The 26,698-nt window shown below is 73.4% G+C and carries 22 protein-coding genes; 7 read left to right on the top strand and 15 right to left on the bottom strand.

Annotated elements, in window-relative coordinates:
• Positions 1–76 precede the first annotated feature (76 nt).
• Entirely contained in the window at positions 77–1,738 is a 1,662-nt protein-coding gene (locus tag ABT048_RS06505; protein ID WP_350520165.1) for an APC family permease, read from the bottom strand.
• 427 nt (positions 1,739–2,165) lie between these two features.
• Here ABT048_RS06505 and ABT048_RS06500 point away from each other — a divergent pair, with 427 nt between their 5' ends.
• Complete coding sequence (locus ABT048_RS06500) at positions 2,166–2,432, top strand: hypothetical protein (RefSeq protein WP_350520164.1); 267 nt, start codon at positions 2,166–2,168, stop codon at positions 2,430–2,432.
• 15 nt (positions 2,433–2,447) lie between these two features.
• On the opposite strand, the gene ABT048_RS06495 is transcribed toward ABT048_RS06500, so the two are convergent.
• Both ABT048_RS06495 and ABT048_RS06490 read right to left on the bottom strand, forming a co-directional pair.
• Positions 2,448–2,792, bottom strand: coding sequence for a hypothetical protein (locus tag ABT048_RS06495; RefSeq protein WP_350520163.1), 345 nt, complete (start codon positions 2,790–2,792; stop codon positions 2,448–2,450).
• Positions 2,789–3,094, bottom strand: a complete 306-nt coding sequence (locus ABT048_RS06490) for an SAV_915 family protein (RefSeq protein ID WP_350520162.1) — start codon at positions 3,092–3,094, stop codon at positions 2,789–2,791. The genes ABT048_RS06495 and ABT048_RS06490 overlap by 4 nt, the downstream gene beginning before the upstream one ends.
• 344 nt (positions 3,095–3,438) lie before the next feature.
• Between ABT048_RS06490 and ABT048_RS06485 the strand changes: the two genes are divergently transcribed.
• The gene (locus ABT048_RS06485) at positions 3,439–5,658 is read left to right on the top strand and encodes an NADP-dependent isocitrate dehydrogenase (RefSeq protein ID WP_350520161.1); all 2,220 of its coding nucleotides are present in this window, start codon (positions 3,439–3,441) and stop codon (positions 5,656–5,658) included.
• Between the two features lie 173 nt (positions 5,659–5,831).
• Here the strand turns inward: ABT048_RS06485 and ABT048_RS06480 are convergent, their stop codons facing one another.
• Positions 5,832–6,422 (bottom strand): YdcF family protein, encoded by a 591-nt coding sequence (locus ABT048_RS06480; RefSeq protein WP_350520160.1) that lies wholly within the window; start codon positions 6,420–6,422, stop codon positions 5,832–5,834.
• Between the two features lie 174 nt (positions 6,423–6,596).
• On the bottom strand, positions 6,597–7,637 hold the full coding sequence (locus ABT048_RS06475) for a cytochrome c oxidase assembly protein (protein ID WP_350520342.1): 1,041 nt from the start codon (positions 7,635–7,637) through the stop codon (positions 6,597–6,599).
• Between the two features lie 206 nt (positions 7,638–7,843).
• Between ABT048_RS06475 and ABT048_RS06470 the strand changes: the two genes are divergently transcribed.
• A complete protein-coding gene (locus tag ABT048_RS06470) occupies positions 7,844–8,860 on the top strand; it encodes an NAD-dependent epimerase/dehydratase family protein (RefSeq protein WP_350520159.1) in 1,017 nt (338 codons plus the stop codon).
• Positions 8,861–9,141: 281 nt separating this feature from the next.
• Entirely contained in the window at positions 9,142–9,855 is a 714-nt protein-coding gene (locus ABT048_RS06465; RefSeq protein ID WP_350520158.1) for a hypothetical protein, read from the top strand.
• A gap of 61 nt (positions 9,856–9,916) precedes the next feature.
• On the opposite strand, the gene ABT048_RS06460 is transcribed toward ABT048_RS06465, so the two are convergent.
• From ABT048_RS06460 to ABT048_RS06440, 5 genes are all read right to left on the bottom strand, one after another.
• Positions 9,917–10,924: a 2-hydroxyacid dehydrogenase gene (locus ABT048_RS06460; protein WP_350520157.1), complete on the bottom strand. Its 1,008-nt coding sequence runs from the start codon at positions 10,922–10,924 to the stop codon at positions 9,917–9,919.
• 155 nt (positions 10,925–11,079) lie between these two features.
• On the bottom strand, positions 11,080–12,105 hold the full coding sequence (locus ABT048_RS06455; RefSeq protein ID WP_350520156.1) for a 6-phosphofructokinase: 1,026 nt from the start codon (positions 12,103–12,105) through the stop codon (positions 11,080–11,082).
• Positions 12,106–12,456: 351 nt separating this feature from the next.
• Positions 12,457–13,185, bottom strand: coding sequence for a type 1 glutamine amidotransferase (locus tag ABT048_RS06450; protein ID WP_350520155.1), 729 nt, complete (start codon positions 13,183–13,185; stop codon positions 12,457–12,459).
• Positions 13,186–13,231: 46 nt separating this feature from the next.
• The gene (locus ABT048_RS06445; RefSeq protein ID WP_350520154.1) at positions 13,232–14,494 is read right to left on the bottom strand and encodes a MurT ligase domain-containing protein; all 1,263 of its coding nucleotides are present in this window, start codon (positions 14,492–14,494) and stop codon (positions 13,232–13,234) included.
• A gap of 273 nt (positions 14,495–14,767) precedes the next feature.
• A complete protein-coding gene (locus tag ABT048_RS06440) occupies positions 14,768–15,415 on the bottom strand; it encodes a GNAT family N-acetyltransferase (RefSeq protein ID WP_350520153.1) in 648 nt (215 codons plus the stop codon).
• A gap of 358 nt (positions 15,416–15,773) precedes the next feature.
• Here ABT048_RS06440 and ABT048_RS06435 point away from each other — a divergent pair, with 358 nt between their 5' ends.
• Positions 15,774–19,742, top strand: a complete 3,969-nt coding sequence (locus tag ABT048_RS06435; protein WP_350520152.1) for a non-ribosomal peptide synthetase family protein — start codon at positions 15,774–15,776, stop codon at positions 19,740–19,742.
• Between the two features lie 106 nt (positions 19,743–19,848).
• Positions 19,849–20,073, top strand: a complete 225-nt coding sequence (locus tag ABT048_RS06430; protein ID WP_350520151.1) for a hypothetical protein — start codon at positions 19,849–19,851, stop codon at positions 20,071–20,073.
• A gap of 173 nt (positions 20,074–20,246) precedes the next feature.
• Here ABT048_RS06430 and ABT048_RS06425 read toward each other — a convergent pair whose 3' ends face one another.
• On the bottom strand, positions 20,247–20,630 hold the full coding sequence (locus tag ABT048_RS06425) for a nuclear transport factor 2 family protein (RefSeq protein WP_350520150.1): 384 nt from the start codon (positions 20,628–20,630) through the stop codon (positions 20,247–20,249).
• 232 nt (positions 20,631–20,862) lie between these two features.
• On the opposite strand from ABT048_RS06425, the gene ABT048_RS06420 reads away from it, so the two are divergent.
• Positions 20,863–21,153 (top strand): muconolactone Delta-isomerase family protein, encoded by a 291-nt coding sequence (locus ABT048_RS06420; protein WP_350520149.1) that lies wholly within the window; start codon positions 20,863–20,865, stop codon positions 21,151–21,153.
• A gap of 64 nt (positions 21,154–21,217) precedes the next feature.
• On the opposite strand, the gene ABT048_RS06415 is transcribed toward ABT048_RS06420, so the two are convergent.
• The 4 genes from ABT048_RS06415 to asnB form a co-directional block, all read right to left on the bottom strand.
• The gene (locus tag ABT048_RS06415; RefSeq protein WP_350520148.1) at positions 21,218–21,661 is read right to left on the bottom strand and encodes a hypothetical protein; all 444 of its coding nucleotides are present in this window, start codon (positions 21,659–21,661) and stop codon (positions 21,218–21,220) included.
• 76 nt (positions 21,662–21,737) lie between these two features.
• Positions 21,738–23,192, bottom strand: coding sequence for a pyridoxal phosphate-dependent decarboxylase family protein (locus tag ABT048_RS06410; RefSeq protein ID WP_350520147.1), 1,455 nt, complete (start codon positions 23,190–23,192; stop codon positions 21,738–21,740).
• Positions 23,193–23,322: 130 nt separating this feature from the next.
• The gene (locus ABT048_RS06405; RefSeq protein WP_350520146.1) at positions 23,323–24,441 is read right to left on the bottom strand and encodes a hypothetical protein; all 1,119 of its coding nucleotides are present in this window, start codon (positions 24,439–24,441) and stop codon (positions 23,323–23,325) included.
• A 206-nt stretch (positions 24,442–24,647) separates the two neighbouring features.
• Positions 24,648–26,504, bottom strand: coding sequence for an asparagine synthase (glutamine-hydrolyzing) (gene asnB, locus ABT048_RS06400; protein WP_350520145.1), 1,857 nt, complete (start codon positions 26,502–26,504; stop codon positions 24,648–24,650).
• Positions 26,505–26,698 lie beyond the last annotated feature (194 nt).

Below are 26,698 nucleotides of genomic sequence, written 5' to 3'. Positions count from 1 at the left end.
GGGTTTTTTTTTTTTTTTTGTGTTGTGGGGGGGGGGGGGGTGGTGGGGGGGGGTGGGGGGGGGGGGGGGGGCCCCGTCAGTGACCGCCCGCGTCCACCACCTCGACGTCGGCGACCTCACGCTCGATCGCCTCGGCCGGCAGGGCCACCCGGATCGCCCAGAAGTAGATGCCCAGGGCGAAGACCGCGACCATGCCCATGTCGTACCACATCGGGATCCGGCCGGTGCCGTCGCCGAAGCCGCCCTGCCAGGAGATCAGGCCGAGGCCCAGCAGGTAGACCGGCAGCCACTGGGCGGACTTCCAGCTCAGGCGCGGCGCGTTCGGCAGGCCCTTCTTGATCGCGTAGGCCGCGTAGCCGCCGAGCAGGAGGTAGCCGAGCACGATGGCCATGCCCAGGCGGGACAGGGTGTGCCAGCCGGACCAGTAGATGATCAGGCTGGAGACCACGAACGCGGCCGGGGAGATGACCGCGCCGAAGGGCAGCCGGTAGGAGCGCTCGTGGTTCGGCAGCCGGCGACGCAGGGCACCGAAGGCGAGCGGGGCGCCGGCGTACATCAGCACGCTGGCGGAGGTGATGAAGCCGACCAGCTCCTGCCAGCTCGGGAAGGGCAGGAAGCAGATCACACCGGTGATGAACGACATGACCAGGCCGAACCACGGCACGCCGTTCTTGTCCAGCTTCTCGAACTTCTGCGGCGCGTAGCCGTTCTTGCTCAGGCCGTAGGAGATGCGGGAGGTGGAGGTGGTGTAGATCAGGCCGGTGCCGCCGGGGGAGACGATGGCGTCGAAGTACAGCACCCAGGAGAGCCAGCCGAGGCCGACCAGGGTGGCGAGGCCGGCGAACGGACCCTCGATGCCCGGGAAGTCGAGCTTGTCCCAGCCGTTGACGAAGGAGCTGACCGGCAGCGAGCCGATGAAGGCGACCTGCAGCAGGACGTAGATCAGGGTGCCGATGGCGACCGAGCCCAGGACGGCGCGGGGGATGTCGCGCTTGGGGTTGCGGCTCTCACCGGAGATCTGGATGGCCTGCTCGAAGCCGAGCAGCGCGAAGATGATGCCGCTGGAGCTGATCGCGGCGAGCACGCCCTTGGCACCGAACGGCGCGAAGCCGTGCGAGGTGAAGTTCGAGGAGTGGAAGTTGGTGATCGACAGCGCCAGGATCGTGAGCAGCGGGACGCCGATCTTGAGCCAGGTCGCGATCGAGTTGGTGGCCGCCAGGACTCGCACACCGAGGAAGTTGACCGCGACGAAGACGCCCATCAGCAGCACCGCGACGATGAAGCCGCTGGTGGTGAGGGTGCCGTTGGCGTTGAGGAAGCTCTTGGCGAACTGCCAGTGGCCCGCGTAGCCGATCATCGCCTCGACCTCGATCGGGGCGACGGTCGCGGCCTGGAGCCAGGAGAACCAGCCGAAGGACATGCCGGCCAGGCCACCGAAGGCGTAGTGCGGGTAGCGCGCGGTGCCACCGGCGACCGGGAACATTCCGCCGAGCTCGGCGTGCACGAAGGCGAGCAGCACGATCGCGACTGCGCCGATGCCCCAGGAGAGGAGGGCCGCAGGCCCGGCGGCGACGACGGCGTTCTTGGCGCCGAACAGCCAGCCGGAGCCGATGATCGAGCCGACCGAGGCCCACATGAGGCCGATGAGGCCCACGTGGCGCTTGAGCGACCGGGTGGTGGTGCCGGATTCGGCGCCGGTGCTCTGTCCGGGCGGCGAGATCTGGTTGAGGGAAGCCATGGGCGATCTCTCTGTGTGTGGGGGCTCCGCATGGGCGGAGCGCGGAGAGTTGCCACACAGTAGGGCTATTCATAGACCTCTGCACAGATTTCATTACTGAATGTTTACTTTCTTTGCCGGATATCCGTGCTGGTAGGAGGCATTCTGTTCAGTTGTCTGTTACGTTACCTGTGGGTAAGTCCGGGATTTGAGCCGCGATTGAGGTTTGAGCCGCGATCCTGCAACATTGACGCCTCGGGCGATTCATGGAATTGAAGATCTCCGCATAGTGATGCGCCGGAAGTTGTTGATCTTCGCCAAATCCGGTGCCCCGCAAGGGTGTTGACGAGCCGTCGGTTCGACGGGCTCTCCCTTGCTCCCGCCGTCGGCCACCCGGGCGGGCGTCCAGTGGTCGCCCGGGGTGCGCGGCCGTGCTGGGGTGGTCCGCATGAACAGCTCACGCCTGGCCCGGGTGGCCGCCGCGACCGCCTCCGTCCTCCTGCTCACCGCCACCGGCGCCGGTGCCGCGGCCGCCGCCGCCACTTCCCGGGCGGTGGCGACCGGGCTCCGGGACGTCACCTCCGAGCAGTGCCGGGGCTCGGGCGGGCACGTCGAGGGCAGTGGTTACTGCGTCGACGCGTTCGGTGACGACGCCTGGGGCCAGCCCGTCGACGGCCAGGCGATCAACCCGGACCCCCGCCCCGGCGAGGAGTGAGCCACCTCACGTCCCTCACGGGACCGGCCGCAGGGTGACCGGGGCCGGGGTGAGGGTGCGCAGGACCAGGTCGATGTGGACCCTGGCGGCGCCCGCGCGGTACAGGGCCGCGGAGATCGTCCGTAACTCCTCCGGACCGGTGCAGACGAGCCGGAGCTCCAGGTCGGCCTCGCCGGCCAGGGCGAGGCCGCTCCGGACGGCCGGGAACTCGGCCGCGATCCGGTCGAAGTCGAGCGCGACCGGGCCGTGACTGATCCGGGCGATCGCGTGCAGCGGCCGGCTCGGCCGCAGGTGGGCCTCGTCGTCCGGCCCGTCCGGCCCGTCCGGCCCGGCCGGGACGAGCCGGAGCGGGGCCGTCACCGGTGCTGGAGCAGTGCGGTCGGGGCCGGGGCGGCCGGCGTGGCGGGGGCGGTGACGGGCGGGGCGACCAGCCTCGGGTCCAGCACCAGGACGTCCACGCCGAGCGGGGCCGTGAGGGCGCGCAGGGCGGGCTCGCCGAGCTCGGTGTGGGCCTGGTCCGGCCCGAGGAGTGCGGCGAGGGCCTCGGGGCTGGAGAATCCGACCGCGCAGCGGCGGCCGTCGCGCAGGCGGAAGAGGCGGAGTGCGGTGGTGCTGCCGGGGCCGGAGGTGGTGACCGGTACGTGCCAGACGACGCGGGCCATGCGAACGCTCCCGAAGGGGGTGGTGGTGCCTGCCGGAACTGCTTCCTCGACGCTAGGGCGGCCGGCCCCGGGCGGCCCCGGTCCTGACGCAGCGTTGACCGAATGGGGTGGTGCGTTGACGCACTCCTGACGTTCGACTCACCCGGGTGGACCACACCGGTGGTCGGGGCCGCTCCGTTTGCCTCGCGTCCCGGCTCGGACCACCGTGGATCGTGTCGCTCGTCACAGCCGTCGGACGCCCCTGGGGAGACCGGCGCGCACTCCGGGGCGGGGGGAGGTGGAGCGAGGGGCCCGTGACGAGATATCTTGACGTCAAGACGTTGGAGACGTGAAGCGGAGTACCGATGACTGACTCGACCATCATCTATACGCACACCGACGAGGCTCCGGCCCTGGCGACCTACTCGTTCCTGCCGGTGGTCCAGGCGTACGCCTCGACCGCGGGTGTGCGGGTGGAGACCCGCGACATCTCCCTGGCCGGGCGGATCATCGCGAGCTTCCCGGAGCGTCTGACCGAGGCCCAGCGGATCGGCGACGCCCTCGCCGAGCTGGGCGAGCTGGCCAAGACCCCCGGTGCCAACATCATCAAGCTGCCGAACATCTCGGCCTCCGTGCCGCAGCTGAAGGCCGCCGTCGCCGAGCTGCAGGCCCAGGGCTATGCCCTGCCGGACTACCCGGACGACCCGCAGACCGACGAGGACAAGGACGTCCGCGCCCGTTACGACAAGGTCAAGGGCAGCGCCGTCAACCCGGTCCTGCGCGAGGGCAACTCGGACCGCCGCGCCCCGCAGTCGGTCAAGAACTACGCCAAGACCCACCCGCACCGCATGGGTGCCTGGACCGCCGAGTCCAAGACCAACGTCGCCACCATGGGCGAGAACGACTTCCGCTCCACCGAGAAGTCCGCCGTGGTCGCGGCCGACGGTGCCCTGCGCATCGAGCTGGTCGCCGAGGACGGCACCACCACCGTGCTGCGCGAGAAGGTGCCGGTGCTGGCCGGCGAGGTCGTCGACGCCTCCGTGATGCGCGCCGCCGCCCTGAACACCTTCCTGGCCGCCCAGGTCGCCCGCGCCAAGGCCGAGGGCGTGCTGTTCTCGGTGCACCTCAAGGCCACCATGATGAAGGTCTCCGACCCGATCGTCTTCGGCCACGTCGTGCGCGCCTTCTTCCCGAAGACCTTCGCCGCCCACGGCGCCACGCTGGCCGCCGCCGGTCTGAACCCGAACAACGGCCTCGGCGGCATCCTCGCCGGCCTGGACGCCCTGGCGAACGGCGCCGAGATCAAGGCCTCCTTCGAGGCCGAGCTGGCCGAGGGCCCGGCCCTGGCCATGGTCGACTCCGACAAGGGCATCACCAACCTGCACGTGCCGAGCGACGTCATCGTCGACGCCTCGATGCCGGCCATGATCCGCACCTCCGGCCACATGTGGGGCCCGGACGGCCAGGAGGCCGACACCCTCGCCGTGCTGCCCGACAGCAGCTACTCCGGCGTGTACCAGGCCGTCATCGACGACTGCCGCGCCAACGGCGCCCTCGACCCGGCCACCATCGGCTCGGTGCCGAACGTCGGCCTGATGGCGCAGAAGGCCGAGGAGTACGGCTCCCACGACAAGACCTTCGAGATCGAGGCCGCCGGCACCGTCCGCCTGGTCGACGCCGAGGGCAACGTGGTGCTGGAGCAGGCCGTCCAGCCGGGCGACATCTTCCGCGCCTGCCAGACCAAGGACCTGCCGATCCAGGACTGGGTCAAGCTGGCCGTCACCCGCGCCCGCGCCACCGGCGACCCGGCCGTGTTCTGGCTGGACGAGACCCGCGCCCACGACGCGGTGCTGATCGAGAAGATCAAGACCTACCTGCCGGAGCACGACACCGCCGGCCTGCAGATCGAGATCAAGTCCCCGGTCGAGGCCACCAAGTTCTCGCTGGAGCGCATCCGCCGCGGCGAGAACACCATCTCGGTGACCGGCAACGTGCTGCGTGACTACCTGACCGACCTGTTCCCGATCCTGGAGCTGGGCACCAGCGCCAAGATGCTGTCGGTCGTCCCGCTGATGGCGGGCGGCGGCCTGTTCGAGACCGGCGCCGGCGGCTCCGCCCCGAAGCACGTCCAGCAGCTGGTCAAGGAGAACTACCTGCGCTGGGACAGCCTGGGCGAGTTCTTCGCGCTGGCCGCCAGCTTCGAGCACCTGGCCAGCAGCACCGGCAACGCCCGCGCCCAGGTGCTGGCCGACACCCTGGACCGCGCCACCGGCACCTTCCTCAACGAGGACAAGTCGCCGAGCCGCCGCCTCGGTGGCATCGACAACCGCGGCAGCCACTTCTACCTGGCCACCTACTGGGCCCAGGAGCTGGCCAAGCAGACCGCCGACGCCGAGCTGGCCGAGGCCTTCGCGGGCCTGGCCAAGACGCTCACCGAGCAGGAGCAGGCCATCGTGGAGGAGCTGATCGCCGTGCAGGGTTCGGCGGTCGACCTCGGCGGCTACTACCAGCCGGACCCGGCCAAGGCCGCGGCCGTGATGCGCCCCTCGAAGACCTTCAACGAGGCGCTCGCCAACCTCGGCTGAACCAGGCCGGGCCGAACCGGGCGCGAGCCCGGACCGGGCCCAGCCGAGCCGAACCACCGGGAGGCCCCCGGGTCCGTGACAGCGGACCCGGGGGCCTCCCCGCTTCTCCGGGCCGCGGGCGGGCTCCCCGGTCGGCTCTCGGCCCGGTCCGGAGGCCCGTGGGGGGGTGGGGCTCAGATCCGGCCGAACACGGCCAGTGCGGTACCGACGGCCTCCCGGAGGAGCAGGTACGGGCCGTGCGCCAGCGGGCCGTCCGCCCCGAGCACCTCCGCGGGGGCGCCGGCCCGGCGGGCGGCGAGCGCGGAGCGGACGGTGTGGAAGCCGCTGGTGACCACGGTGCACCGGTAGCCGGGCCGCTCCGAGGCCATCAGGGCGGCGCTGAAGCGGAGGTTCTCGGTGGTGTTCGCGGCCCGCTCCTCGCGCCGGATCCGCTCGGCCGGGACGCCCCGGTCGATCAGGTAGCGGGCCATTGCGGCGGCCTCGGTGCACTGCTCGTGCGGACCCTTGCCCCCGGTCACCACGACCAGCGGGGCGTACCCCGCGGCCTCCTCGGCGGCGAGCCGGGCCAGCGCGGCGTCCAGCCGGCCCGCCAGCGTGCGGCCGGGCTCGCAGCCGTCCAGCGCGGCGCCCAGGACGACCAGGTAGTCGGAGCCGACCGGCGCGGGCCGGCGGCGCCGGTACAGCAGCGCGAAGCCGAGGAAGCCGAGCAGCCAGAGCAGGGCGTACCCGCAGAGCAGGGCGGCGACGATCAGCAGGACGTGCATACCCGTTCGAACGCGTTCGGCGGAACCACCGTTCCGGCGCCGCCCCCGGTCCTGGCCCGGCACCGGCCCCGGCACCCGTCCCGGGTGCCGCTCCGGAACGGCGGAACCCCCGCTCCGGAGGCGGAACGGGGGTTCTCGGAACCAGGGGGATCCGGAGCGGGGGCGGCGCCGGGCTCAGCCCGCCTCGGCGGCAGGAACGGCGGGTGCGGCAGGTGCTGCGGGAGCGGCGGGTGCGGCCGGGGCGGGCCGGGCGGCGCCCGCCCCGGGGCGCCGGTCGTTCCGGTGCAGTGAGGCCAGGTAGGCGTTGTACGCCTCCAGCTCGGCGTCGCCCGAGCGGTCCTCGGCGCGGTCGCGGCGGCGGGCCTGCCGCTGTTCGGAGCCCATCCACTGGTACACCAGGGCGATCAGCACGATCGCGGTCGGGATCTCGCCGAAGGCCCAGGTGATGCCGCCCGCCAGCTTCTGGTCCTCCAGCAGGTTCGTCCCGGGCGGGGAGCCCTCCACGGTGAACGTGGTGACCAGCGGGTGGGCGGCCATCATCACCGCCACGCCGAAGAAAGCGTGGAACGGCATCCCCATGAACAGCTCGATGATCCGCATCACGTGGCCGGGCCGGTGCGGGCCCGGGTCCACGCCCATGATCGGCCAGAAGAAGGCCAGACCGGTGAACAGGAAGTGCACCATCATGAAGATGTGCCCGAGGCGGTACTGCATCAGGAAGTCGAACGCCGGGGTGAAGTAGACCCCGTACAGGCTCGCGATGAACATCGGGATGGTGAACGCCGGGTGCGAGACGATCCGGACGTACCGGCTGTGCAGCAGCGCCACCAGCAGCTCGCGCGGCCCGCGCGGGCGGCCCTTGCCGGCCGGGCGCAGGGCGCGCAGCGCCAGTGTGATCGGGGCGCCCAGCAGCAGCAGGATCGGCGTCAGCATGGAGAGCACCATGTGCTGGATCATGTGCGCGCTGAACAGCACCATCCCGTAGTCGTTCAGCCCGCTGCAGGTCACCAGCAGCAGGGTGCCGACGCCGGCCGCCCAGCCGACCATCCGGCCGATGGGCCAGCGGTCGCCGCGCCGGTACAGCCGGACCACGCCCGCCGCGTAGAGCCCCAGGACGACCAGGCCGGCGATCAGGAACACCCAGTCCGGGGACCAGGTCCACACATTCGAGAAGGTGAACGGTCCTAGCTGGGTCATCCCGCCGTGGTGGTGCATTCCTGACATTCCGTCGCCCATCGGCGGGTCCTGCTTTCCGTCCTCGTGGTCCCTGGTGCGGGTCCGGTTCGCCCGTTTTGCTGGCACACACAGCCTAGGTGGGCCTTACCTCGGGCCGTCCGCCGCCCCCTCCGTACGGGTGGTGACCCCCGCCCGGCGGCCGGCTGGCTAGACTGATCGGCCGGTCGGCAGGGAGGGGCCCGGACATGGCGACACAATCACGAACGACGGAACCGCGTACGGCGACGGAACCGTTTAGGGCGACGGAACGGGGCGCCGCCGAGGCGACCACGGTCGCGCTGACCGGGGCGACCGGCTTCATCGGCTCCGGGGTCCTGGCGGCCCTCACGGCGCGCGGCGTACGGGTCCGCGCACTGGCCCGCCGGGTGCCGGAGGCCGCCGACCAGGGCGCCACCTGGGTACCGGGCGACCTCGCCGACGGGGCGGCGCTCGCGAAGCTCTGCGAGGGCGCCGACGTGCTGGTGCACCTGGCCTCCCGGGTCTCCGGCAGCACCGAGGAGTGCGAGGCGGCGAACGTCCGCGGCACGGCCGCCGTGATGGCGGCCGGCACCGGCGCCGGGGTCCGCCGGATCGTCCACCTCTCGACGGCGGCGGTGTACGGCGAGGGCCCGCACGCGGGCATCGCGATGGACGAGGTGACGCCCGCCCCGCTGTCCGAGGCCAGCCGCACCCGGCTGCTCGGCGAGCGCCACGCCCTGGACGCCGGTGCGCACGTGCTGCGCCCGGGGCTGGTCACCGGGACGGGCGACCGCTGGGTGGTGCCCGCCCTGGCCGAGCTGGTCCGCCGGGTGCCGGTCCGCTGGGACGGCGGCGAGGCCCGGCTCTCGGTCGTGGACCGCACCGACCTGGCCCGGCTGATCACCGTGCTCGCCCTGGACGACCACGCCGCCCCGCCCGGCGTCCACCACGCCTCCCACCCCGACCCGGTCCGCGCCGGCGACCTGCTCGCCGGCCTGGCCGCGCTCGGCCTGCTGCCCGCCCTGGACGGCCCGGACGTGCCGGACGTCCCGTGGGACGAGTGCTGCCGGCTGCTGGCCGCCGCGCCCGGCCGGGTCTCCGAGCGCCAGTTCTCCCTGGTCGCCCGCGACCACTGGTACCGCAGCGAGGAGATCTGGCAGCTGGCCGCCTGCCCGCCCGGCCCCGGCCCGCTCGCCCGCCTCCCCGAGGCCGCCGCGTGGTACCGCTCGGCGCTCGCGCCGTGACGCCTCGACGCGGATGACGTGGGCGCTGCGGCGACGCGGCGCTGCGGCGAAGCGTGCTGCGCCGATGCGTTGAAGCGCCCAAGCGCCCAAGCGCCCCAGTGGTGATGCGGTGATGCGGTGACGCCGTCGCCCCGGCGGCGTTTCCCAGGATGAACCCGTGCGCACGGGCGCTCCGTGCAGCCTGTCGGGCAGCCGCCGGACGGACCGGACGGCTGCCCGTCGAGGCGGTCACGCCGCGCCTGGCCGCCGACTCCTGCACCGACATACGAGGTCATCTGATCATGAAGCGCTCCCTCATCACCCTCGCCGCCGCCCTCGTGGCCGCTCCGCTGCTCGCCGCCTGCAGCTCCTCCTCGACCTCCCCGGCGGCGTCCGGCACCTCCGCCCCGCCCGCGCCGACCACCGCCTCGGCCCCGTCGACCATGGCGATGGACATGTCCGCCGACGGCCACCTGAGCCCCGGGACGGCGATGCACGGTGCGATGACCGACGGCGACACCAGGACCGACCTCGGCGCGGCGCACAAGACCGACGGCGTCTTCGGCGACTTCGCGGCGAACCCGGCCGCGGTCACCTACGAGGCCACCAAGGTCCCGGCGGGCGCCAAGGCCACCGTGCAGGTCCTCGCGGCGGGCGGCAGCACACTGGTGAAGATGGAGCTCGCCGGCCTGCTGCCGAACACGGTCTACGGCTCGCACGCGCACGTCAACGCCTGTGGTGCCGACGGCGACGCGGCCGGCGGCCACTTCGAGCACACCCCCGACCCCAAGGGCGCCTCGACGGACCCGCAGTTCGCCAACCCCACCAACGAGATCTGGCTGGACTTCCGGACCGACGAGCAGGGCCACGCCGTGGTCTGGTCGAAGCAGCCCTGGGACTTCTCCGACGGCCGCGCGCCCAAGTCGGTCGTCCTGCACGCGATGAAGACCGAGACGGCCGCGGGCTCGGCGGGCAAGGCCGGCAACCGTCTGGCCTGCGTCAACGCGGCCTTCTGAGCCGCCTCCCGGCCCGCCCCGCTCGGACGCCGGTGCCCGCGCACCGGCGTCCGACCGCCCGTCAGGCGGTCCGCCGCCCGGCCGGGACCAGCGTGTTCTCGCTGTGCCGCCCGGCGGCGAAGTCGTCCACGTTGCGGGCGGTGGCGTCGATGATCTGGCCGACGGCGGTGCGGGTGAAGTAGGCCTGGTGGCTGGTGACCAGCACCTGCGGGAAGGTGACCAGCCGGGCGAGGACGTCGTCGGTGATGCCGTGGATGGAGCGGTCGGTGAAGAAGACGCCGGTCTCCTCCTCGTACACGTCCAGGCCGACGCCCGACAGGCGTCCGGCGCGCAGCGTCTCGACCAGGGCGGCGCTGTCGATCAGGCCGCCGCGGCTGGAGTTGACGAGGATCGCGTCGTCCTTCATCCGGGCCAGCGCGGCCGCGTCGATCAGGTGGTGGGTGGCCGGCAGCAGGGGCACGTGCAGGCTCACCAGGTCGGCGCGGGTGAGGAGTTCGGGAAGTTCGGTGTACCGCATGCCGAGTTCGCGGCAGGCCGGGTTCTCGGCGATGTCCCAGCCGAGCAGTTCGGTGCCGAAGCCGGCGGCGATCCGGGCGAAGCACTCGCCGATCTTGCCGGTGCCGATGACGCCGACGGTCATCCCGTGGACGTCCCGGCCGAGCAGGCCGTCGAGGCGGAAGTCGAACTCGCGGGTTCGGTTGGCGGCGCGGGTGAGGCGGCGGTTGACGGCCAGGGCGAGCGCCCAGGCGTGCTCGGCGACGGAGTTCGGGCTGTAGTGGGACACCCGGGCGACGGTGAGGCCGAGTTCGGCGGCGGCGTCCAGGTCGATGTTGTTGAAGCCGGTGGAGCGCTGGGCGATCAGCTTGGTGCCGCCGTCGGCCAGCGCCGCGAGCGTTTCGGCGTCCAGGACGGCGTTGACGCTGCTGCTGACGACCGGGTAGCCGGCGGCCAGCGGCGCGGTGTCCCGGTTCAGGAACACGTCCAGGCAGCGCAGCCCGTGCCGGCCCGCGAAGGCGGCCTCCAGCAGCGGCCGTTCGTCGGCCTGCACCCCGTACGCGAGGATGTCCATGCGCGGTCCCTCCAGTCGGCTCCCGCCCCGGGGTCTGCGGCCGGGCCGGGTCTGCGGCCACGCTAGCGGGCGGGACGCACGGACGCCCGCCGGGTGCGCGAAGGCCCCCGGAACCCGCCACGGCGGATCCGGGGGCCTTCGCGGGGCCGGTCGGGTCAGATGACCGTCTCGGCCTCCAGGTAGCGCTCCTGCGGGACGGTCTTCAGCTCGGCGACGGCCTCGGCGAGCGGCACCAGGTTGATGTTGGTGCCCTGCAGCGCGGTGATGTGCCCGAACGCGCCCTTGTGGACGGCCTCGACGGCGTGCCAGCCGAAGCGGGTGGCGAGCACCCGGTCGTAGGCGGTCGGGGTGCCGCCGCGCTGGGTGTGGCCGAGGATGACCGGACGGGCCTCCTTGCCGAGGCGGTGCTCCAGCTCGCGGGAGAGCTGGGTGGCGATGCCGGTGAAGCGCTCGTGGCCGTAGATGTCCTTGCTGCCCTCTTCCCAGTGCATGGTGCCGGGCTCGGGCTTGGCGCCCTCGGCGCAGACCACGATGGCGAACTTCTTCTGGCGGTCGAAGCGCTCGCGGACGACGGCGGTGAGCTTCTCGATGTGGAACGCGCGCTCCGGGACGACGATGGCGTGCGCACCGGCCGCCATGCCCGCGTTGAGGGCGATCCACCCGGTGTGCCGGCCCATGACCTCGACGACCATGACCCGCTGGTGGGACTCGGCGGTGGTCTTCAGCCGGTCCAGCGCCTCGGTGGCGACCGAGACGGCGGTGTCGAAGCCGAAGGTCACGTCGGTGGCGGCGATGTCGTTGTCGATCGTCTTCGGCACGCCGACGATCGGCAGGCCCGCGTCGCTCATCAGCTTGGCGGCCTTGAGGGTGCCCTCGCCGCCGATCGGGATGACCGCGTCCAGGCCGAGGTCCGAGCAGTACTTCTTGGCGCGCTCGACGCCGTCCCGCAGGTGGCTGGGCTGGACCCGGGAGGAACCGAGGATGGTGCCGCCCTGGGCCAGGATGCCGCTCACCGAGTCCAGCGTGAGGGGGCGGTGGTGGCCCTCCAGGAATCCGCGCCAGCCGTCCTCGAACCCGATGATCTCGTCGCCGTGGTCGACCACCCCACGGTGCACCACGGAACGGATCACCGCGTTCAGGCCGGGGCAGTCACCGCCGCTGGTCAGCACTCCGATACGCATTAGCTTTGCAACTCCCGAGCAGAACCGAGGTACGGCCGGACTACAGGCTGGGACGACGAGCCGTCACCGCGACGGGGCGCTCCCGCACCGCGCTGGCGGGGAGGTGGCCGTGGGGTGAAGGACCGGGCGATCCGGACAGAACGTCCTGAACCGACCGTGATGTCGAGCATACGGCCCCTGGTCCGGCCGGGCAGGAGCCGACGCGGGAGCGGCGCCGTCGGCGCCCCCGCGCGGAAGTGCAGCCTGCTGCCGAGGAGGGTGTGCAGTAGGCAGCCCCATTGTCGTACGTCCGGGGCCGCCCGCGGGCCGGGTGACCGCATCGCGGGCACCCGGCCGGGGCGTACCGGCGTACTACGCGGGGCGCGTGGCCGCGGCGATGCGCTCGGCGCGCAACGCGTCGTACCAGGTGGTGTCGGCCGGCGGCAGGGCGTTGACGTCCAGCGCCAGCTTGATCAGCATGTCGGCCACGGCGGGGTTGCGGGCCAGCACCGGGCCGTGCAGGTAGGTGCCGAAGACGGTGTCCCGCCAGGCGCCCTCGGAGCCGTCACCGGTGCCGTTGCCCCGGCCGACGGAGACGGTGGCGAAGGGCTGGACGCCCTGGCCGAGGTGGGTGACGCCCTGGTGGTTCTCGAAGCCGGTCAGCTGCGGCAGGCCGAGGCGGGGGTCGACGTCGGCGAGCACGTCGCCGACGCAGCGGGCGCCCTCGCCGCGCTGGGTCCAGACGTCGAGCAGGCCCAGACCCGGCTCCCGCTCGCCGAGGTCGTTGATGAACTCGTGGCCCATGATCTGGAAACCGGCGCAGACGCCGAAGATGATCGCGCCGTTCTCGGCGGCCCGCACCAGGCCGCTGTCGGCACGCAGCCGCTCGGCGGCCAGGCGCTGCGGGCGGTCCTCGCCGCCGCCGATCAGGTAGATGTCCCCGCTGGTGGGGATCGCCTGGTCGGAGCGGACGTCGATCCGGGTCACGTTGAGGTGGCGCTGGCGGGCCCGGCGCTCCACGACCAGGGCGTTGCCGCGGTCGCCGTAGGTGCTGAGCAGGTCCGGGTAGACCCAGACCACGCGCAGGCTGCTCTCACTCATCCTCGAAGGCCTTCCGTCACGTAAAGACTGGTGTGCGGGCGCGGCATCAGCCGGCCACGACCTTCCGCAGCTGCTGGAAGGCGGTGTAGTTGGCGATGGCCTCGATCCGGCCGGGCGGCGCCATCCGGACGGCCTGCTCCAGGGTGTCCACCACGTGGAACTGCAGCCCGGCGACCTCCAGGCGGACGGCCAGGTCCAGCTTGCGCTGGCCCATCACGAAGACGGGGTGCCCGGCGAGGCGCTCGTAGTCGACGTCCCACAGCCAGGAGGTGTCGGTGCCGTCGGCGTCGAGGGCGTTGACGGAGAGGATCACCGGGGCCGGCGGGCCGTCGATCAGCGAGAAGGTCTCCAGCCAGCCGGCCGGGTTCTTCGCCAGCAGCAGCCGGATGTCCCGGCCCTGGTACTGGACCACGTCGTAGCGGCCGGCCACGGCGGTCACCGAGCGCATCCGCTCCAGGGCGACCTGCGGGGAGACGCCGAACACGGCGGCGACGGCGGCCGAGCTGGTGGCGTTGGCCAGGTTGGCCCGGCCGGGCAGCTGCAGCTGGATCGGCCAGGCGCCGCGCTGAGGGTCGATCACGTGGGTGCCCTGGAGCGCCCAGTGCGGGTTGGGGCGACGGAAGCCGCACTCCTGGCAGAACCAGTCCTCGCCGGGGCGCTGCATCACACCGCCGCACGCGGGGCAGGACCAGGCGTCTTCCTTCCAGGCCTGCCCGGCGGCCACCCAGACCACCTTCTTGCAGGAGGACGCGGCCCAGGTGACCAGCGGGTCGTCGGCGTTGGCGATGACCACGGCCTCGGTGTCCTGCAGGCCCTCGCGCCACTTCTCGGCCATCATCCGGGTCTCGGCGGCGCGGTCGAGCTGGTCGCGGGAGAGGTTGAGCAGCGCGATCGCCTTGGGGCGGGTGTCGCGGGCGACCATCGCCAGGTACTTCTCGTCGACCTCGATCACGCCGAAGCGGGCCTCCGTGCCGCCCGCCAGGGCGGACGTGATGCCGGCCGGCATGTTGGCGCCGAGGGCGTTGGAGACCACCGGGCCGGCGGCGCGCAGCGCCTCGGCGATCAGTCGGGTGGTCGTGGTCTTGCCGTTGGTCGCGCTGACCAAGACGACGTCGAGGTGGTCGGCGAGGGTGGCCAGCAGGTCGGGGTCGAGCTTGAGGGCGACCTTGCCGCCGATCACCGAGCCGCTCCCGCGTCCGGCCTTGCGCGACACGGCGGCGGCGACCCGGCCGGCCGTGACCGCGATCTTGGCGCGGGCCGGCAGCGAGGCGTCGCGTGCGCCTGTGGGCTCCGATTCGGTGCCTGCCATGCTCAGTGGTTCCTCCTTGCTGCGGCACCGCCCTGGACCGGACAACGGGCCGTCGGGCGGCGGGGACGGGGGTCAGCCTACCGACTCCGTCGCCCGACCGGACGATCCGGACCCCGCGCCGCCTGCTGCGACGCGCCGACCGGGGCTGCTGACGGCCCGTCAAGGAGAGCCGTGTACGGACGGAGTCTCTTCCGCTTCAGGACGCCCACCGGCTCCGTCGGGTTCCCGGGACGCTCCGGTAAGGATCTGGTGAAGAAATGATCGGAGGCCCGGTCAGGGGGTGCAAGCGGCCGGATCCCCGGCCCCCAGGACGGCGGTGATCACCAGGGTGCCGTCCTCGGCCCGGACGTCCAGCGGCGCCTCCAGCCGGCGCATCGCGGCGATCAGGCCGGTGTTGGCGGCGTGGGTCACCGCGTACGCCGTCCCGATCCCGGCCGCCCGGGCCGTGTCCGACAGCCGCCGCAGCAGCGCCACGCCCAGACCGCGGCGCTGCCAGGCGTCCTCGACCAGGACGGCCAGCTCCGCCTCGTCGTCGTCCCACATCAGGTGCCCGAGGCCGACGATCCGGCCGTCCGGGGCGGTCACCGCGAGGCTGTGGCCGTGCCGGGGGTCCAGCAGGTGGTCGAGGTAGCGGTCGGCGTCGCGGACCGGGCCGTGGTAGCGCAGGCGCAGCGCGGCGGGGGAGCAGCGGCCGTGCATCGCCAGGGCCGCGGCCTTGTCGGCCGGGTCGGCGGGGCGCAGCAGCAGTTCGGTCCCGTCCGGCAGGGACAGCCGGGACGGGGCCTCCGGGGCCCGGTCGGTCGGACCGTGGTGGGGGTGCGGCTGCGGCTGCGGGCGTGACGGCTGGTGCGGGTGCTGCCGGGCGACCCGGAACGGGCCCTCGGTGAGCACGGGCGGGCGGCCGGCCTGACCCTCGGGCACCACGCACCTGCGGTCCGACCTGCGGAAGGGTCGGTGCCAGAGCCGTTCGGGTCGAGTGCGCGATGCCGTCATGGGGCCGACGCTACCTACGCTTCGCTTCCGTTCGGTTACGTGATCGTGAACGCCCGAATGCCCGGAGCGCCCCCGGGACGACCCCGGAGCGTCCCCGGGACGCGCCCGGACCGCTCCCGGGACGCGCCCGGGACCGCCCGGTCCGGGGCCGGGACGGAGCCGGCACAGGTCCAGACCGGTGCCTCAGGCGGGCGGGACAGCGGGCGGCCGACGGTGGATCCGTGCCCGGCGCTCCTGGAGAGCAGGCCGCCGGGATCCCTTCCCCCGAGTACCGAAGGCACTTCCCATGCGCAACACCCCGTCCGCCTCCGTCACGCCCGCCACCGCCACCACCGCCGTCCCGCACGCCCGCCGCGCCCCGGTCGGCACCGCGCTCACCGCCCTGCTCGACCGCCAGGCGCGCATCCGGCCCGACGCCCCGGCCGTGATCGGCGAGGGCCGCGGCCTGACCTTCCCGGAGCTGTCCGGGACGGCCCGCCGGCTGGCCGCCGAGCTGCGCCGTCTGGGCGCCGGCCCCGACACCTGCGTCGGCCTGTACGTCGAGCCGTCGGTGGAGCTGGTCGCCGGGGCCTGGGGCGTCCTGTACGCCGGGGCCGGCTACCTGCCGCTGTCGCCGGAGTACCCCGAGGACCGGCTCCGCTACATGATCGAGGACAGCGGCACCCGGATCGTGCTCACCCAGGAGCACCTGCGCGGGCGGCTGGCCGCGCTCGCCCCGGCCGGGACCGCGATCGTCACCGTCGAGGGATCCCCGGAGGGCCGTCCGGCGGCCGCGGAAGCCGTAGCCGTCGAGGCCGGGGCCGAGGTCGCCGACGTGGCCGAGGACGCCACAGCCGAGGACGCCGCCCGGCCGGAGTCGCTGGCCTACGTCATCTACACCTCCGGCTCCACCGGCCGCCCCAAGGGCGTGATGATCGAGCACCGGGCGGTGGTCTCCCAGCTGCGCTGGATGCGCGACGCCGGGCACCTCGACCCCGCGGTCACCGTGCTGCAGAAGACCCCGATGAGCTTCGACGCCGCCCAGTGGGAGATCCTCGCCCCGGCCGTCGGCGCCCGCGTGGTGGCCGGCACGCCCGGCCTCTACCGCGACCCGGAGGCGCTGGTCGCCACCGTGCGGCGGCACGGCGTCACCGCGCTGCAGTGCGTGCCCACCCTGCTCCAGGCGCTGCTGGACACCGAGGGCTTCACCGACTGCACCGGCCTGGCCCGGCTGTTCTCCGGCGGCGAGGCGCTGTCCCGGCGGCTCGCCCGCGACCTGGGCCGGGCGCTGCCCGGGGTGTCGCTGGTCAACCTGTACGGTCCGACCGAGTGCACCATCAACGCCACCGCGCACGTGGTCGACCCGGCCGAGCTGGGCGACGGCGCCGGTTCGGTGCCGATCGGCCGGCCGGTCGCCGACACCCAGTGCTACATCCTGGACGAGCAGCTGGTGCCGGTCGACGCCGACGGCGTCGGCGAGCTGTACATCGGCGGCGTGCAGCTGGCCCGCGGCTACCTGCACCGGCCGGAGCTGACCGAGGAGCGGTTCGTCCCCTCCCCGTTCGCCCGGGGCGAGCGGCTGTACCGCACCGGCGACCTCGCCCAGTGGAATCCGGACGGCACCATCCAGTTCGCCGGCCGGGTCGACAACCAGGTCAAGCTGCGCGGCTACCGGGTCGAGCTGGACGAGATCGCCCGCGCGATCGAGGAGCACACCTGGGTGCGCCGCTCGGCCGCGATCGTCACCGGCGACGACCGGACCGGCCACCGGAACCTGGTCGCCTGCGTCGAACTCAACCCGCGCGAGGCCGCCCTGATGGACCAGGGCAACCACGGCGGCCACCACCAGTCCAAGGCCAGCAAGCTGCAGGTCAAGGCGCAGCTCTCCGACCCGGGCGTGCGCGAGCCGGCCCGGCTCGCCGGCCGCGAACGGGTCGAGCTGCCCGGGCGGCGGGAGAGCGAGGCCCAGCGCCGGGAGACCTTCGCCCGCAAGACCTACCGCTTCTACGACGGCGGCCCGGTCACCCGCGAGGACCTCACCGCGCTGCTCGCCGCGCGCCCGGCCGGCGCCTTCGGCCGGGACCTGGAACTGCTGAGCTTCCCCGAACTCGGCCGCGTCCTGCGGTGGTTCGGCCAGTTCCACAGCGAGGAGCGGCTGCTGCCCAAGTACGCGTACGCCTCGCCGGGCGCGCTCTACGCCACCCAGCTGTACCTGGAGACCGGCGGCCTGGACGGGCTCGCGGCCGGGCTGTACTACTACCACCCGGTCGAGCACGGCCTGGTGCGGATCGGTCCCGCCGAGGCCCGCGAGGAGGCGTACCTGACGCTGCACTTCTCCGGGAAGCACGGCGCCATCGAGCCGGTGTACAAGAACAACATCCGCGAGGTGCTGGAGTTCGAGACCGGCCACATGCTCGGCGTCTTCGAGGAGGTGCTGCCCGAGTACGGGCTGGACGTGCGCCCGCTCGGCCTCGACCCGCAGGCCAAGGAGCGGCTGGACGTCGCCGAGGAGGACCACTACCTGGGCGGCTTCGCGGTCGTCCGCAACGACGGCACGGCCCGCGCCGACCGCACCGAGCTGTACCTCCAGGCCCACGAGGGCCGGGTGGACGGCCTGCCGGGCGGCCTCTACCGGTACGCCGACGGCGAGTTGGCGCGGATCTCGGACGCGGTGGTGGAGTCCCGGCACGTGATAGCGATCAACCAGTCCGTCTACGCCCGCGCCGCGTTCGGCATCACCGCCGTGAGCCGCGCCGAGGAGGAGTGGCTGGAGTACATCGCGCTCGGCACCAGGCTGCACCACCTGCAGCGCAACGGCGTGGGCCTGGGCTTCATGTCCTCCGGCTACAGCTCCAGGTCCGGCCACCCGCTGCCCGCCGCCCGCCGCATCGACGAGATCCTGGCCGGCCGCGGCATCGCCGGCGGCGCGTCGTACTTCTTCCTCGGCGGCAAGGTGAGCGAGGAGCAGATCCGCAGCGAGGGCATGCAGGAGGACGCCGTCCACATGAAGGGACCGGCCGAGATCATCAAGGACGAACTGGCCAACCTGCTGCCCGACTACATGCTGCCCAACCGGGTGCTGATCGTGGACGCCCTGCCGCTCACCGCGAACGGCAAGGTCGACCTCAAGGCGCTCGCCGCCTCCGACGCCGTCCGCACGGCGGACGTCCGCGGCGAGTACGTCGCCCCGGGCACCGAGCACGAGCGGTGGCTGGCCGAGGCCTGGGGGCAGGCGCTGAAGTACGAGGACGTCTCGGTGGCGGACGAGTTCTTCGCCGTCGGCGGCAACTCGCTGATCGCCGTGGCCCTGGTCAACCGGATCAACCGCGAGTTCGGCGTCGCCCTGCCGCTGCAGGTGCTGTTCGAGTGCCCCCGGCTGGGCGACCTGGCCGCGCGGATCGAGCGGGCCCGCGGGTCGGACGGCGCGGCGGACGATGGGGCGTCCGCCGGGGGCGCGAGCTCCCGGCTGATCCCGCTGCACCCGGGCGAGTCCGGCCGGCCGGTGTTCTGCTGGCCCGGACTGGGCGGCTACCCGATGAACCTGCGCCTGCTCGGCCGGGAGGCGAGCGAGGGCCGCGCCTTCTACGGCATCCAGGCGCACGGCATCAACGAGGGCGAGACGCCGTACCCGACCATCCGGGAGATGGCCGCCGCCGACGTCGCCGAACTGCGCCGGGTGCAGCCCGAGGGCCCGTACACCCTGTGGGGCTTCTCCTTCGGCGCCCGGGTCGCCTTCGAGGCCGCCTGGCAGCTGGAACAGGCCGGTCAGCGGGTGGAGAACCTGCTGCTGATCTGCCCCGGCAACCCGGAGGTGCGCCAGGACGACGGCCACCGGTGGGGGCGCGAGGCCTCGTACGCCAACCCCGCGTACGTGACCATCCTGTTCGGGGTGTTCACCGGCCGGATCAGCGGCCCCGAGCTGGCCCGCTGCCTGGCCGAGACGGCGGACGAGGACGGCTTCGTCGCCTCCGTGCACCGGGTGCTGCCGGAGCTGGACGAGGAGCTGATCCGCCGGATCACCGGAATCGTCGGCGAGACCTACGAGTTCGAGTACAGCTTCCGCGAGCTGGCCGAGCGGCGGCTGGACGCCCCGGTGACCGTCTTCAAGGCCGCCGGCGACGACTACTCCTTCATCGAGGGCAGCAGCGGCTACTCCGCGGCCCCGCCCGCCGTGGTCGACCTGGCCGGGGACCACTACGGGGTGCTGAAGGAGCACGGCGTCGGTGAACTCGTCGCCGCGATCCGGGCGCTGGAGCGGACGGGCGACACCCGCTGAGGCGGACACGCTCACGGATGGCCCAGGATCCGCGAGCGGGGGAGCCCCTTCGGATAGGGATGGCTCGGCTTTCCGCCGATCCCACCTCGACCCGAAGGGGCTCCCCGTGTTCTCCAAGACCTTCGCACCGGCCACGGCCTGTGCCGCCCTGCTGCTGGCCGTACCGCTCGCCTTCGCCCAGTCGGCCGCGGCGGCCGACAACAGCCACAACGGCCCCAAGACCCCGCAGGAGGCCGCCGCCTGCAAGGCCGTCACCGGCACCCTGCTCGGCGGCTTCGGCTCCATGCTCGGCAACGCCCTGTGCGTCGTGCAGCCGGCCGACAAGGGCTGAGCGGCGCACGATCCGTCAGCGCACGGACCCTCCCCGGAAGGAGCGTCCGTGCGCTGACGTGGCATCCGGCGCCATGACGCTTGACGGACTCGCCGCACGCACGCCGGCAATCCGCGCCGCGGTCGAGGCGAAGGCCGGGGACCGAGCCCCGGCGCCGGGCCCGCCCCGGGTTGTCAGGGCGTGCCGTCCAGCCGGGAGACCTGGTAGTGGGCGATGGCCCAGCCCCTCTCGGTGCGGCGCAGCAGGACGCCGAGCTTGACGGCGACGGTGGGCCGGTCGGTGAAGGAGAAGTCGACGCCCAGGTAGCCGAGGACGAGGTCGTCGGCCGGGCGCCTGGTCTCCAGGACGCGGTAGCCGGCGGTCATGCCGAGGGGCTGCGCGTCGTAGTAGGCGGCGATGCCGGGGCGTCCGACGCTGTACGGGTGCAGGCCCTGGAAGATCGCGTCCTCGGTGAAGAGGTCCGCGACCCGCTCGGGCCGGTGCCGGTCGACGTCGGCCTTCCAGCCGTCGAGGACGCTGCGCAGGATCGTTTCGTCGGCCTCGGTGGTGTGCTGCATGGCGGGTGCTCCCGGGGTGTGCGGCGGGGGAACGGCGCCCGGTGGTCGTCCGGCTGCCTACGGGGAGGATGCCGCCGCGGGGGAGTGACCCGCCTCCCAGCGGGCGCAGGGCCGCCCGAAGTCGGTCCCGGATTCGTCCGACCGGCCCACCGGGGGCCGACCCGTCGTGGCGGCGGGCGGGGGCCGGGCCGACGATGAGGGGCGGGGGCCGGGGCGAGAAGGGAGCAGGGCCGTGCAGGAGTTCCTGGTCGAGATCACCACCGCCATCCCCGAGGGCACCGCCGAGGAGGAGGTCGACCGGCGGCGGGCCGCCGAGGCCGTCCGGGCCCGCGAGCTGGCCGCCGACGGCCGGCTGGCGCGGCTGTGGCGCCCGGTCGGCGAGCGGCGCAGCATCGGTGTCTGGCGGGCGGCCGACGAGACGGAGCTGCGGGCGGAGGTGCTGGGCAGCCTCCCGCTGTGGCCGTGGATGACCGCCGTGGTGACGCCGCTCGAACCGCACCCCAACGACCCCGGCCCGGCCTGAGGCCCGGCCTGAGGCCCGGCCTGAGGCCCGGCCTGAGGCCCGGGCCCGGGGCGGCGGGGCCGGCTCAGGCGATGCGGGTCGGTACGTCCTGGAGGGTGTGGCCGGTGGTGGTCAGCAGCGCCGTCAGCACGGCCGGGGTGACCGAGGGCTCGGTGCGGAGGTAGAGCTCGTCGGTGGTGGGGTGGGGGTGGACGGAGAGCAGGGTGATCCGGTGGTCGGCCAGCGTGGTGGGGGTGTGGGCGAGGGCCGTGGTGCGCACCCGCCAGAGCGTGGCCGGTGGCGGGGCGTGCGGTGACCACCAGCTGTGGAGCAGGGCGGTGGTGAGCAGGGCCAGCGCGGAGGCGGCGACCACGACCGGGCCGTCCGGGCCGTGGACGACGATCTTCGCGATGAGGTCGGCCGCCGTGACGGAGAGGAAGACGGCGGCGAGTTCGACGGTGTCCCGGCGCCAGCGGTGGGTGCGGGGAGCGCCGGCGGCACGGCGGGGAGAGGGCTTCGAGTGCTCCATGCCACCACGGTGCCCGACCGGTGTTTCCCGGCCGGGCGTCCGTCGTGACCAGGCGGTTACGGTCCGCGCGGGGCTGTTACGGGAGCAGGTCGTGGGCGGCGGCCTTGACCTCGGCGAGCAGGAGGCGCAGGTCCTCCTCCGTCGTCGTGGCGTTGAGGAGGCAGGCGCGGAGCATCTCGTCGCCGCCGAGGCGGGCGCCGGTGACGAAGACCCGGCCGCGCTGCTGGACGGCGACGGGCAGCTCGCGGTTGAGGGCGTCGCGGGCGGCGGGGTCCAGGCCGGGCGCGCGGTGGCGGAACGCCACGATGGAGGTCTGGACCTCGGCGAGGAGCTCCAACTCCTCGTCCTCCCGGACGAGTTCGCCGAGGCGTCGGGCCAGCTCGGTGCACCGGGCGATGTCCCGGGTGAGACCGGCGCGGCCCCGGTGGGCGATGGTGGCCCAGACCTTGAGGGCGCGGAACGGACGGGTCTGCTCGGTGCCGTACTCGGAGAACCAGCCGAGCGCGCCGGCCGCCTCGTCGCGCAGGTAGGACGGGACGAGGCTGAAGGCGCCGCGCAGCTCCTCGGTGTCGCGGACCAGGGCGCAGCCGCAGTCCACCGGGACGCCCAGCCACTTGTGCGGGTCGAGGGCGAGCGAGTCGGCGCGCTCCAGGCCGTCGTAGCGGTGCGCGATGGCGGGGTCGAGCCGGCCGAAGGCGCCGTACGCGCCGTCCACGTGCAGCCAGAGCCGCTGCTCCTCGCACAGGTCGGCGATCGGGCCGAAGGCGTCGACCGCGCCGGTGCCGACGGTGCCGGCCGAGGCGACGACGAGGAACGGCAGCAGCCCGGCGGCCCGGTCGGCCTCGACAGCCGCCCGCAGCGCCGCGGTGTCCAGGCGGCCGTCGGGGCCGGTGGCGACGGTGCGCAGGTGCCTGCTGCCGAGGCCGAGGAGTTCGGCGGCCTTGCGGACGCAGGAGTGGGTCTCGCCGGTGACGTAGCCGACCAGCGGGGGCAGGCCCGCCAGGCCGTCCTCGCGGACGTCCCGGCCGGCCAGGCGGGCGGCGCGGTTGCGGGCAGCGGTGAGGCAGACGATGGTCGCCATCGAGGTGCCGGAGGTGAGCAGGCCGCCGCCGGCCGGGTGCGGGAAGCCGACGAGCTCGGCGATCCAGCGGACGACGGCGCGCTCCAGGTGGACGTCGGCGTGGTCGCCGCCGGCCGAGCTGGGGTTCATCGCGGAGGCGGCGAGGGTGGCGAGCACTCCGGCGGGGGCGGGTGCGGAGTTGACCCAGCCGAAGAAGCGCGGGTTGCCGTTGCCCATGGGGTACGGCATCACCTCGCGCCCGATGGCGTCGAGCAGCTCGGCGAGCGGGCGGCCGTCGGCGGGCAGCGGGGCGTCGAGCAGGGCCCGGCGCGCGGTCTCGTCCATGGGCTGCCAGACCGGGCGGTCGGGCAGTTCGGCGAGGTAGTCGGAGACCAGGTCGGCGGTGGCGTGGGCGGCGGCACGGAAGTCGTCGTTCGGGCGGGTGGCGGCGCGGAAGTCGTCGGTGGCCATGCGGGACACTCCAGGGAGGCCGGGGAGGGCAGGCGCGGCGTCCTCGGCGCACCCTGATCAGGCGATGGTCGGTGATCTTACGGAAAGGGCCCGCGCCGTGCGGCGCGGGCCCTCATGCTGAGATCGGGGGTCAGTCCAGCGAGCCGGACAGGCCGCCCGCGGAGCGGCAGTACCCCTGCATCTCCTTGTCGGTGATCTTGGCGCAGAGCCGGCCGGCCGCACCGCCGTCGGTGTAGTTGACCGTGTAGTAGCTGACCAGTCCCTCCGCGCAGGCCTTGCGCTGCCAGCCGTCGGCGGCGGTGGCGCACTGCTGGGCCGCCCAGTCCTCGCGGTCCAGGTTGTACTTCATGGTCCGCGAGCCGACCCCGCGGCTGCAGTCCACCGCCCCGCCGCTGGCCTTGCCGTTGAGGCACCACTTGAGGGCGTCGGCGTAGACCTCGGGGTGGTTCGGGTAGTCGTGCGAGGAGAGGTAGAACGTCGGCGCGTAGAAGTAGCACGCGGACTGGAACAGGGCCGGCTGGTCCTTGCACGGGTAGAGCGGGTCCTGGGCGAGCTTGTCGGCGGGCAGGTTGGCCTTGGCCTGCTCGTCCTCCTCGTCCGGGCCGAAGAGCTGCATGAACAGGCCCTCGGAGCAGCGGATCCGGTTCTGGTCGCTGGTGAACTTGTTGCACAGGTCGCGGGCCTTGGCGACGTCCTGCTTGGCGACGAACATCGTGCCGTGGCCGACGCCGTGGATGCAGGGGCCGCTGTTCTTGGGCGCGCAGAGCTTGAGCAGGTCCACCTCGGGCTGGGTGGAGGCGTTGAGCATCTCCTCGACGGCGCCGTGCAGGTACCCGGCCGCGCAGGTCTCGTGCGGGTAGGAGATGACCTTCTGGAAGTCGGCGTTGAACCGCTTGACCGCCGCGTGGCCGAGCTCGTGCGCGATCGGGTGGCAGAAGCGCACGGTGTACGGCTTCTCCTTGGTGATCCTGTCGAGGTCGGCGAGGGCGACACCGGGGTCGGTGGCGTCCATCTCGGCCATCAGCTTGTTGCGCAGCGTCGAGCGGGTCCACACCGCCGGGTCGCCGGTCGGGGTGGCGCTCGCCGCGCCCGCCGAGGCCGGCTGGGCGCCGCCGGCGGGTGCCCCGGGGGCCGGGCCGGCCGGGGTCGCGGTGGCCGCCGCGGGCGACCAGTCGGTGACGGCCACCGACCCGAGGCCCAGGACGCCCAGGAGCAGGGCGGTGAGAATCGCGAAGACTCGCGGCTGCATGACGGGATCCCCCGGCGGATCGAGGTGAACGGTTCGCTCCCATCCTGACGGCACGGGGGCGGGAATCCGTGATTTCGCCCGCCATTCGGGAGATGTCGGCGACGCTACCGCACCGTGCGACGCCCGGGCTCGCCGGGATGGTTCCCGGAGATCACCCGGACGGCGCAGCGGTCGGGCAGCCGGCTCGGCGCGCCGGTGCCGGTGCGTCAGAGCTCCAGGGTGACCTGGTACTCCGTCAGCCAGGCGTCCAGGTCCAGCGCGAGGTCGACGCCCAGCCGGACGGACTGCGGGTCGGTCTCCGGGGCGAGCGCGTCGGCGAGGCGCCGCGGGTCGAGCAGGTCGAGCGCCGGGGACTTCCGCTCGACGGCCAGTCGGGTGAGCTCGGCGCGCAGCTGGGCCGGGTAGTGCGGGTCGCTGGTCACCGGGTACGGGCTCTTCGCCCGGTCGGCGATCGCCGCGGGCAGGAGGTCCCGGACGGCGGCGCGCAGCAGGCTCTTCTCCCGTCCGTCGAAGCACTTCATCGCCCACGGCGTGTTGAAGACGTACTGGACCAGTCGGTGGTCGCAGAACGGCACCCGTACCTCCAGGCCGTTGGCCATGCTCATCCGGTCCTTGCGGTCGAGCAGGATCCGGACGAAGCGGGTCAGGTTGAGGTAGGAGATCTCGCGCATCCGCCGTTCCAGCGGGTCGGCCGCGGGCAGGTGCGGGACCTCGGCGATCGCCTCGCGGTAGCGGGCCCGGCGATACCCGTCCAGGTCGAGCTTGCGCAGCAGCTCGGCGTCGAGCAGCTGTTCGCGCGGGCCGGAGCCCAGGCCGGCGATGTGGGTGAGGCCGGCGGCCCAGGGGAAGTCCTCGGCGGCGACGGTCCGCGGGTCGTGGAACCAGCGGTACCCGCCGAAGAGCTCGTCCGCGGACTCGCCGGACAGTGCGACGGTGGAGTGCCGGCGCACGCCGCGGAAGAGCAGCAGCAGCGAGACGTCCATGTCGCCGACGCCGCCCGGCAGGTCGCGGGCGCGCAGCGCGGCGGAACGCCGGGTGAGGTCGGTCAGCTCGGCGGCGTCCAGCTCGATCTCGCTGTGGTCGGCTCCGACGTGGTCGGCGAGCAGCCGGGCGAACGGGCCGTCCGGGGTCTGCCGGACCTCGCTGGCGTGGAACTCGCCCTGGCCGGTGAAGCCCACGGAGAAGGAGCGCACCGGGCCGGCGCCGGCGGCGCGCAGCGTCCGGGCGGCGAGGGCGGTGATGGCGCTGGAGTCGAGGCCGCCGGAGAGCAGTGAGCAGAGCGGGACGTCGGCGTCGAGCTGGCGGTGCACGATGTCGTCCAGCAGGGCCCGGACGGTGGCGACGGTGTTCTCCAGGCCGTCGCGGTGCTCGCGCGCCTCCAGCGCCCAGTAGCGGTGGACCGAGACGCCCTCCCGGCGCACCCGGACGACGTGGCCGGGCCGGACCTCGCGGATGTCGCGGTACGGCGTCAGACCGGGGGTGCGGGTGTGGGCGAGCAGTTCGCGCAGTCCGTCCAGGTCGACCACCGGGCGGACGGCGGGGTGGGCGAGCAGCGCCTTGGGCTCGGCGCCGAAGACCACGCCGTCGGGGGTGGGGTGGTAGTGCAGCGGTTTGACGCCCATCCGGTCGCGGACCAGCAGCAGCTCCTCGCGCCGGGCGTCCCAGACGGCGAAGGCGAACATGCCGTTGAGCCGCTCGGCGAGCCCCGCGCCCCACTCCAGGTAGGCGTGCAGCACGACCTCGGTGTCGCTGCGGGTGTGGAAGCGGTGGCCGGCCGCCTCCAGCTCCGCGCGCAGCTCGCGGTGGTTGTAGACCTCGCCGCTGTAGGTGAGCGCGGCCAGCAGCCGGCCGTCCTGCTCGACCGTCATCGGCTGGGTGCCGCCCTCGATGTCGATCACCGCGAGGCGGCGGTGGCCGATCGCGGCGTGCGGTTCGAGGAGGACGCCACCCGCGTCCGGGCCGCGGCAGAGCTGGGTGGCCGTCATCGCGTCGAGGACGTGCCGGGCCCTCGGTTCGGCGGTGAGGTCGCGGTCGAAGGCGACCCATCCGGTGATCCCGCACATCAGCAAGCCTCCGGTCTTCCGCTTCGTGTTCAGGGGATCACGCTACGTGTGGATCCGGTGGCGCTTCAAGGGTTCGGCGGAAGACGAACGAACGGGGAGCGGGTGATCGCCGGGGGTGTCGCCGGGGTGTCGCCGGGGGGCGTCGAGGGTGCGCGTGGGTGCGGGTGCGGGGTGGGTGTCGGGGGTGCTGCGGG

It is taken from the genome of Kitasatospora sp. NPDC096140 (assembly GCF_040303045.1).
In the GTDB taxonomy this organism is placed as follows: Bacteria; Actinomycetota; Actinomycetes; order Streptomycetales; family Streptomycetaceae; genus Kitasatospora.
Note: the sequence above shows the minus strand (reverse complement) of the source record. Positions and strands in the feature narration are given on the sequence as shown.

Coding starts and splice junctions, on each gene's coding strand:
- ABT048_RS06450 (WP_350520155.1), bottom strand. CDS start 13,185: ATGAGTGAGAGCAGCCTGCGCGTGGTCTGGGTCTACCCGGACCTGCTC.
- ABT048_RS06500 (WP_350520164.1), top strand. CDS start 2,166: ATGAACAGCTCACGCCTGGCCCGGGTGGCCGCCGCGACCGCCTCCGTC.
- ABT048_RS06465 (WP_350520158.1), top strand. CDS start 9,142: ATGAAGCGCTCCCTCATCACCCTCGCCGCCGCCCTCGTGGCCGCTCCG.
- ABT048_RS06475 (WP_350520342.1), bottom strand. CDS start 7,637: ATGCACCACCACGGCGGGATGACCCAGCTAGGACCGTTCACCTTCTCG.
- ABT048_RS06480 (WP_350520160.1), bottom strand. CDS start 6,422: ATGCACGTCCTGCTGATCGTCGCCGCCCTGCTCTGCGGGTACGCCCTG.
- ABT048_RS06490 (WP_350520162.1), bottom strand. CDS start 3,094: ATGGCCCGCGTCGTCTGGCACGTACCGGTCACCACCTCCGGCCCCGGC.
- asnB (WP_350520145.1), bottom strand. CDS start 26,504: ATGTGCGGGATCACCGGATGGGTCGCCTTCGACCGCGACCTCACCGCC.
- ABT048_RS06460 (WP_350520157.1), bottom strand. CDS start 10,924: ATGGACATCCTCGCGTACGGGGTGCAGGCCGACGAACGGCCGCTGCTG.
- ABT048_RS06470 (WP_350520159.1), top strand. CDS start 7,844: ATGGCGACACAATCACGAACGACGGAACCGCGTACGGCGACGGAACCG.
- ABT048_RS06485 (WP_350520161.1), top strand. CDS start 3,439: ATGACTGACTCGACCATCATCTATACGCACACCGACGAGGCTCCGGCC.
- ABT048_RS06410 (WP_350520147.1), bottom strand. CDS start 23,192: ATGGCCACCGACGACTTCCGCGCCGCCACCCGCCCGAACGACGACTTC.
- ABT048_RS06445 (WP_350520154.1), bottom strand. CDS start 14,494: ATGGCAGGCACCGAATCGGAGCCCACAGGCGCACGCGACGCCTCGCTG.
- ABT048_RS06415 (WP_350520148.1), bottom strand. CDS start 21,661: ATGGAGCACTCGAAGCCCTCTCCCCGCCGTGCCGCCGGCGCTCCCCGC.
- ABT048_RS06405 (WP_350520146.1), bottom strand. CDS start 24,441: ATGCAGCCGCGAGTCTTCGCGATTCTCACCGCCCTGCTCCTGGGCGTC.
- ABT048_RS06425 (WP_350520150.1), bottom strand. CDS start 20,630: ATGCAGCACACCACCGAGGCCGACGAAACGATCCTGCGCAGCGTCCTC.
- ABT048_RS06505 (WP_350520165.1), bottom strand. CDS start 1,738: ATGGCTTCCCTCAACCAGATCTCGCCGCCCGGACAGAGCACCGGCGCC.
- ABT048_RS06435 (WP_350520152.1), top strand. CDS start 15,774: ATGCGCAACACCCCGTCCGCCTCCGTCACGCCCGCCACCGCCACCACC.
- ABT048_RS06455 (WP_350520156.1), bottom strand. CDS start 12,105: ATGCGTATCGGAGTGCTGACCAGCGGCGGTGACTGCCCCGGCCTGAAC.